The organism is Cupriavidus basilensis (genome assembly GCF_029335485.1).
Taxonomy (GTDB): domain Bacteria; phylum Pseudomonadota; class Gammaproteobacteria; order Burkholderiales; family Burkholderiaceae; genus Cupriavidus; species Cupriavidus basilensis_E.
The window spans coordinates 1-5579 of record NZ_JARJLM010000348.1; the positions used below are offsets into that span (position 1 = coordinate 1).

Consider the following 5579-nt stretch of genomic DNA (forward strand, 5'->3'; position numbering starts at 1 on the left):
CTGGGCGGCCCCGCGCGCTACCACGGCGAATGGGAAGACCGTCCGCCGCTGGGCGCGGGCCGCGCCCCCGGCGCCGCCGACGTGCAGGCCTGCCTGCGGCTGGTGCAGCGCACGCTCTGGCTCTGGCTGGCCATCGCCGCCGCCAGCGCCCCCCTCCTTCACTACGGCATCGCATGAGTACAACGATCCGCCACGGCGGCGACCTGCTCGCCGCCGTGCGCCGCTTTGAACGGCCCGCCGAAGACTGGCTCGACCTGTCCACCGGCATCAATCCCGACGGCTATCCGGTACCCGCGCTGCCCGCCGACGCCTGGCAACGGCTGCCGCAGGACGACGACGGTCTGGCCGGGCTGGCGGCGCAAGCCTATGGCGCGCCATCCGCATTGCCGGTGGCCGGCTCGCAGGCCGCCATCCGCAACCTGCCGCCATTGCTGAAGCCGGGCCGCGTCGGCGTGGCCACGCAGGGCTATAGCGAATACGCGCCGGCCTTCGCCCGCGCCGGGCATGAGATCGTGCCGCTGGCCGAACCGGATTTCGCCCGCGCCGATCTTGCCGCGCGGCTGGACCATCTGGTGGTGGTCAACCCCAACAACCCGACCGGCCGCACGCTGCCGCCAGGCACGCTGCTGGCCTGGCACGCAGAACTGGCCGCGCGCGGCGGTACGCTGGTGCTCGACGAAGCCTTCATGGACTGCACGCCGGCGCTCTCGCTGGCGGCCCTGGCGGAGCGCCCCGGCCTGGTGGTATTGCGCTCGCTGGGCAAGTTCTACGGCCTGGCCGGCGTGCGCTGCGGCTTCGTGCTGGCCGAACCCGCTTTGCTGGCGGCGCTGGCCGGGCAACTGGGACACTGGACCGTGGCCGGCCCGGCACGCGCGGTGGCGCGCCTGGCCCTGGCCGATCACGCCTGGCAGGCCGCCACGCGCGAACACCTGGCGCAGGCCGGCACGCGGCTCGAGGCGATGCTGCGGCAACATGGCCTGGCGCCGGTGGGCCGCCCCCTGTTCAGCTGGGTGCCGCATGCCGATGCCGTCCTGCTGCACGATGCGCTCGCGCGGCAGGGTGTATGGACACGGCTGTTCGACGCGCCGGCTGGTGGCCTGCCGAGCCTGAGGCTGGGTTTGCCACCGGCGCGGGAAGCGGCATGGCAACGGCTTGACGAGGCGCTGGCCCATGCCTGTGCCGCGATTTCCACGGGCGATCGCCGCCCCGCAACCCTGCCGGCAGGCAACCTTCCCGACTGAACCGATGACAACGCACACCCCGATGACTGCCCACACCCTGCTGGTCCTCGCCACGCTGGCGGGCGGCGCCGTTTGCGGCAACGCCGGCGCTGCCGTATCGGTGATTGATGACGCCGGGCAGACCGTCACGCTGGAGCAGCCCGCGCGCCGCGTGATCTCGCTGGCGCCGCACGTCACCGAGATCCTTTACGCCGCCGGCGGCGGCTCGCGCATCGTCGGCACGGTGAGTTACAGCGACTACCCGCCGCAGGCGCGCGACATTCCGCGCGTGGGCGACAACAAGGCGCTGGACCTGGAGCGCATCGCCGCGCTCAAGCCGGACCTGATCGTGGTGTGGCGCCATGGCAATGCGCAGAAGCAGACCGATCGCCTGCGCGCGCTCGGCCTGCCGCTGTTCTACAGCGAGCCGCGCAAGCTGGAAGGCATTCCCAGCAATATCGAGCGGCTGGGCGTGCTGCTCGGCACCGAGGCTACCGCCAACAGTGCCGCCGCCAGCTTCCGCCAGCAGGTCGACAAGCTGCGCCAGGCCTACGCCGGGCGCCCGCCGGTCACGGTGTTCTACCAGGTGTGGCAGCAACCGCTGATGACGCTCAGCGGCCAGCACCTGATCAGCGACGTGCTGGCGCTTTGCGGCGGACGCAACCTGTTCGCCAACGAGGCGCTGCTGGTGCCCACGGTATCGGTGGAGTCTGTTGTGGCCGGCAATCCGGAAGCGATGATGACGGCGAGCATGGGTGCGACCCGTTCCGACCGGCCGCTGCCCGACTTCAATATGTGGGAGCGCTGGAAGCAGGTCACGGCCGTGGCGCGCGGCAACCTGTACGCGATCGACGGCGACCTCGTCAACCGGGCCGGGCCGCGCATCGTCCGTGGCGCGGAGATCGTGTGCAAGGATCTGGAAAACGCGCGCAGCAAGCGGCCGGCGCAGTAGCGCCTGGCTGGCCCCGGTTCAGCGCGTCAAAGCCGGTTCCACCAGCGCAGGCGCGCCGTGGCGCCGCCGAGCGTGAAGCGGCAGCTCGCGCCCCAGGCGATGTCCCAGCCGAGCGTGGTCGCCAGCGGCACACCGAGCCAGTGGGCAGCCAGCATGCGTATCGGCCCGGCATGGGTGACCACCCACAGGCAATCGGGCGCTGCCGCCGGCAAGGCATCTGCCCATTGCGCCACGCGCGCCATCGCCTCGGCCGCGCTCTCGCCGCCGTGCGGGCGCGCATGCAGCAAGTCCGCCGCCCACGCATCCAGCTCGGCACGCGGCACCGCATCCCAGGCGCGCCCCTCCCAGTTGCCGAAATCGAGTTCGCGCAGCCGCGCGTCGGCTTCGGGTTCCAGGCCAGGCAGACCGTCCGCCAGCAGCGCGGCGGTGGCGCGGGCGCGGGCCATCGTGCTGCTGACGATGCGGCCGGGCGCCAGGCCCTGCAGCGCCGAGCGCATCTGCGCCGGCGCCGGCGAGACGGGCTGGGCCAGCGGCAGGTCGAGCGCGCCGTAGCAGATGCCCTCGGCCACCAGCGGCCGCGCGTGGCGGATCAGGACCAGGTCCATGCCGCCGCCGCCAGATAGACCGCCAGTTCGGCCAGTTGCTGCGCCATGCCGAGACAGTCGCCGGTATAACCGCCGATGCGGCGCACGAAATAGCGGCCAAGCAGCAGGCGCAGTACCAGCAGCACGGCCAGCACCACGGCCGCGAACCAGGGCGAAACCAGCAATAGCGGCAACGCGCCGCACAGCAGCGCAAACAACAGCCCGATGCCGGACAGGCGCTGCGCCACCGGCTTGGCCTTGCCCTCGGCGCGCACATAGTCGAGCGTGGCGAGGTAGCTCACCGCCATGGCGCGGCTTGCCGCATGCGCGGCCACCAGCACCAGCAACAGCTCGCCTATGCCGCTGCGCGCGGCGATCGCCACCAGCAGCTGCCACTTGAGCAGCAGCGCCACCACCAGAGCGATCGCGCCGAACGCGCCGATGCGCGAGTCGTGCATGATGCGCAGCACGTCCTCGGGGCGATAGCCGCCGCCGAAGGCATCGACGCAATCGGCCAGGCCGTCCTCGTGGAAAGCGCCGGTCACCAGCAAGGTCACGGCCATGCCCAGCAGCAAGGCCACGCCAGGCGGCCACCATTGCATCGCCCCCCAGCTCGCCAACGCGCCAAGCACGCCCACCAGCAAACCCACCAGCGGGAAATAGCGCGCCGCCGCGTTCAGGTAGTGCGGCGCGAAGCCGACCCAGCGCGGCACCGGCACCCGCGTGAAGTAGCCGACCGCGGTCAGGAAATAGCGAAGTTCATCGAGCATGGTCCATTGTGGCAGGATTGCCGCCGCGCGCTAGTGATTCAGGACACTGTCTAGGCCGCAGCCGTGCTGACGCCGGCGGCGTCGAAGGTGGCCATCTCGCGCAGGAAGGCCGCGGCCGAGGCCACCAGCGGATAGGCCAGCGCGGCGCCGGTGCCCTCGCCCAGGCGCAGGTCCAGCGCCAGCAGCGGTTGCGCACCGAAGTGGTCGAGCAAGCGGCGGTGGCCGTGCTCGTGCGAGCAATGCGAGAACACGCAGTACTGCAGCACCTCGGGCGCGAGGCGCTGCGCCACCAGCAGCGCGGCCGAGGCAATGAAGCCATCGACCAGGATCACCATGCGGCTGGCGGCGGCGGCCAGGAAGGCGCCGGTCATCATGGCGATCTCGAAGCCGCCGAAGGCAGCCAGCACGTCGAGCGGTGCCACCGCGTCGGCGTGCAGCGCCAGCGCCTGCGCCAGCACCGCGCGCTTGCGCGCCAGGCCGGCATCGTCCAGGCCGGTGCCGCGGCCGATGCACTCGTCGATCGGCGTATCGGTGAGACGGCTCACCAGGCAGGCCGCCGACGACGTATTGGCGATGCCCATCTCGCCGAAGCCGATCACATTGCTGCCCTGCTGGGCATGGCGCAACACGCGCGCCATACCTGCGGTGAGGGCCGCCTGCACCTGCTCCGCGCTCATCGCGCGCTCCTGCGCGAAGTTGCGCGTGCCCGCCGCGATACGGCAGTTGACCAGGCCCGGCGCGGACGGCAGCGGCGCGCGCACGCCCGCGTCCACCACTTCGAGCGCCAGCCCGTGCAGGCGCGAGAACACATTGATGGCGGCGCCGCCAGCCAGGAAATTGAGCACCATCTGCGCCGTCACCTCGGCCGGATAGGCACTCACGCCGGCATCGGCCACGCCGTGGTCGCCGGCAAAGACGATCACGGCCGGCCGCTTGAGCTCAGGCGCGGCGCTGCCGGTGATCAGGCCGATCTGCAGGGCCAGGTCCTCGAGGCGGCCGAGCGCGCCGAGCGGCTTGGTCTTGGCGTCGATGGCGGCTTGCAGCGTGGGGCGCAGGGTGGCGTCGAGCGGGGCGATGGTGGGTAACAGCATGGTGTTCGCAGCGACGAATCGCTGAAGCTAGAAGAGGAATGAATAGCCGTGATCTTACATTTCCACGCCGCGCTGGGCCTTGATGCCCTGCTGGAAGGCGTGCTTGACCGGCGTCATGTCGGTCACCGTGTCGGCCGCCTCGATCAGCGCCGGCGGCGCGCCGCGGCCGGTGATCACCACGTGTTGCATCGGCGGACGGGCGCGCAGGTCTTCGATGACGGTGTCGACATCGAGGTAATGCAGCTTGAGCGCGATATTGAGTTCGTCGAGCAGCACCAGGCCGATGGCGGGATCGCGCAGCAGCCCGCGCGCCACTTCCCAGGCGGCCTGCGCCTTGGCCACGTCGCGCGCACGGTCCTGGGTTTCCCAGGTGTAGCCCTCGCCCATCACGTGGAAGGCGCACTGCTCGGGAAAGCGGCGCAGGAACATTTCCTCGCCGCTGGGAAAGGCACCCTTGATGAACTGCACCACGCCGGCCTGCATGCCGTGGCCCAGCGCGCGCACCACCATGCCAAAGCCGGAACTGGACTTGCCCTTGCCGTTGCCGGTGGTGATCACGATCACGCCGCGCTCGTCCTGGGCCGCTGCGATCTTGGCATCCACCACGTCCTTCTTGCGCACCATGCGCGCCTTGTGGCGCTCGTCGCGGGCGGCGTCTTCGGATGAGGGGGAGGGATTGGCTTGGGGTTCGGTCATGATCTTGCTCGGTTCGATTCTGGTCTAGGTCCGGTCCGGTTCCGGTCGGGTATTCGGATAGCCGTCGGCAATCAGCGCGGTATGGAGGCCGTCGCTGACGCTGACAATCGGCGTGCGCAGCGCGTGCGAACAATGCGCGGGGGTCAGCACCTGCGCTGCCGGCCCGTGCAGGCAAAGCCCGTCCTCGGCCAGCAGCAGGGCATGGCTGGCGTAGCGCCGCGCGAGATTGAGGTCGTGCAGGATCACCACGATGGCGTGGCGGCCGG

General features: G+C 70.9%; 6 protein-coding genes and 2 pseudogenes. 3 read left to right on the forward strand and 5 right to left on the reverse strand.

Annotated features, from left to right (window positions below; all coding sequences use genetic code 11):
• From P3W85_RS20275 to P3W85_RS20285, 3 genes and pseudogenes are all read left to right on the forward strand, one after another.
• Positions 1-177: pseudogene (locus P3W85_RS20275) on the forward strand (cobalamin biosynthesis protein); the annotation flags it as partial.
• A complete protein-coding gene (cobD, locus tag P3W85_RS20280; RefSeq protein ID WP_276266121.1) occupies positions 174-1241 on the forward strand; it encodes a threonine-phosphate decarboxylase CobD in 1068 nt (355 codons plus the stop codon). The pseudogene P3W85_RS20275 and the gene cobD, both read left to right, overlap by 4 nt.
• Positions 1242-1263: 22 nt before the next feature.
• Positions 1264-2172: a cobalamin-binding protein gene (locus P3W85_RS20285; RefSeq protein ID WP_276266122.1), complete on the forward strand. Its 909-nt coding sequence runs from the start codon at positions 1264-1266 to the stop codon at positions 2170-2172.
• A gap of 26 nt (positions 2173-2198) precedes the next feature.
• Here the strand turns inward: P3W85_RS20285 and cobC are convergent, their stop codons facing one another.
• The 5 genes and pseudogenes from cobC to P3W85_RS20310 form a co-directional block, all read right to left on the reverse strand.
• Positions 2199-2777, reverse strand: coding sequence for an alpha-ribazole phosphatase (cobC, locus tag P3W85_RS20290; protein WP_276266123.1), 579 nt, complete (start codon positions 2775-2777; stop codon positions 2199-2201).
• A complete protein-coding gene (locus P3W85_RS20295; RefSeq protein ID WP_276266124.1) occupies positions 2762-3526 on the reverse strand; it encodes an adenosylcobinamide-GDP ribazoletransferase in 765 nt (254 codons plus the stop codon). Before P3W85_RS20295 ends, cobC begins: the two co-directional genes overlap by 16 nt.
• 50 nt (positions 3527-3576) lie before the next feature.
• Positions 3577-4617 (reverse strand): nicotinate-nucleotide--dimethylbenzimidazole phosphoribosyltransferase, encoded by a 1041-nt coding sequence (cobT, locus tag P3W85_RS20300; protein ID WP_276266125.1) that lies wholly within the window; start codon positions 4615-4617, stop codon positions 3577-3579.
• 54 nt (positions 4618-4671) lie between these two features.
• On the reverse strand, positions 4672-5313 hold the full coding sequence (gene cobO / locus P3W85_RS20305) for a cob(I)yrinic acid a,c-diamide adenosyltransferase (protein ID WP_017225345.1): 642 nt from the start codon (positions 5311-5313) through the stop codon (positions 4672-4674).
• Between the two features lie 24 nt (positions 5314-5337).
• A pseudogene (locus P3W85_RS20310) lies at positions 5338-5579 on the reverse strand (ABC transporter ATP-binding protein); the annotation flags it as partial.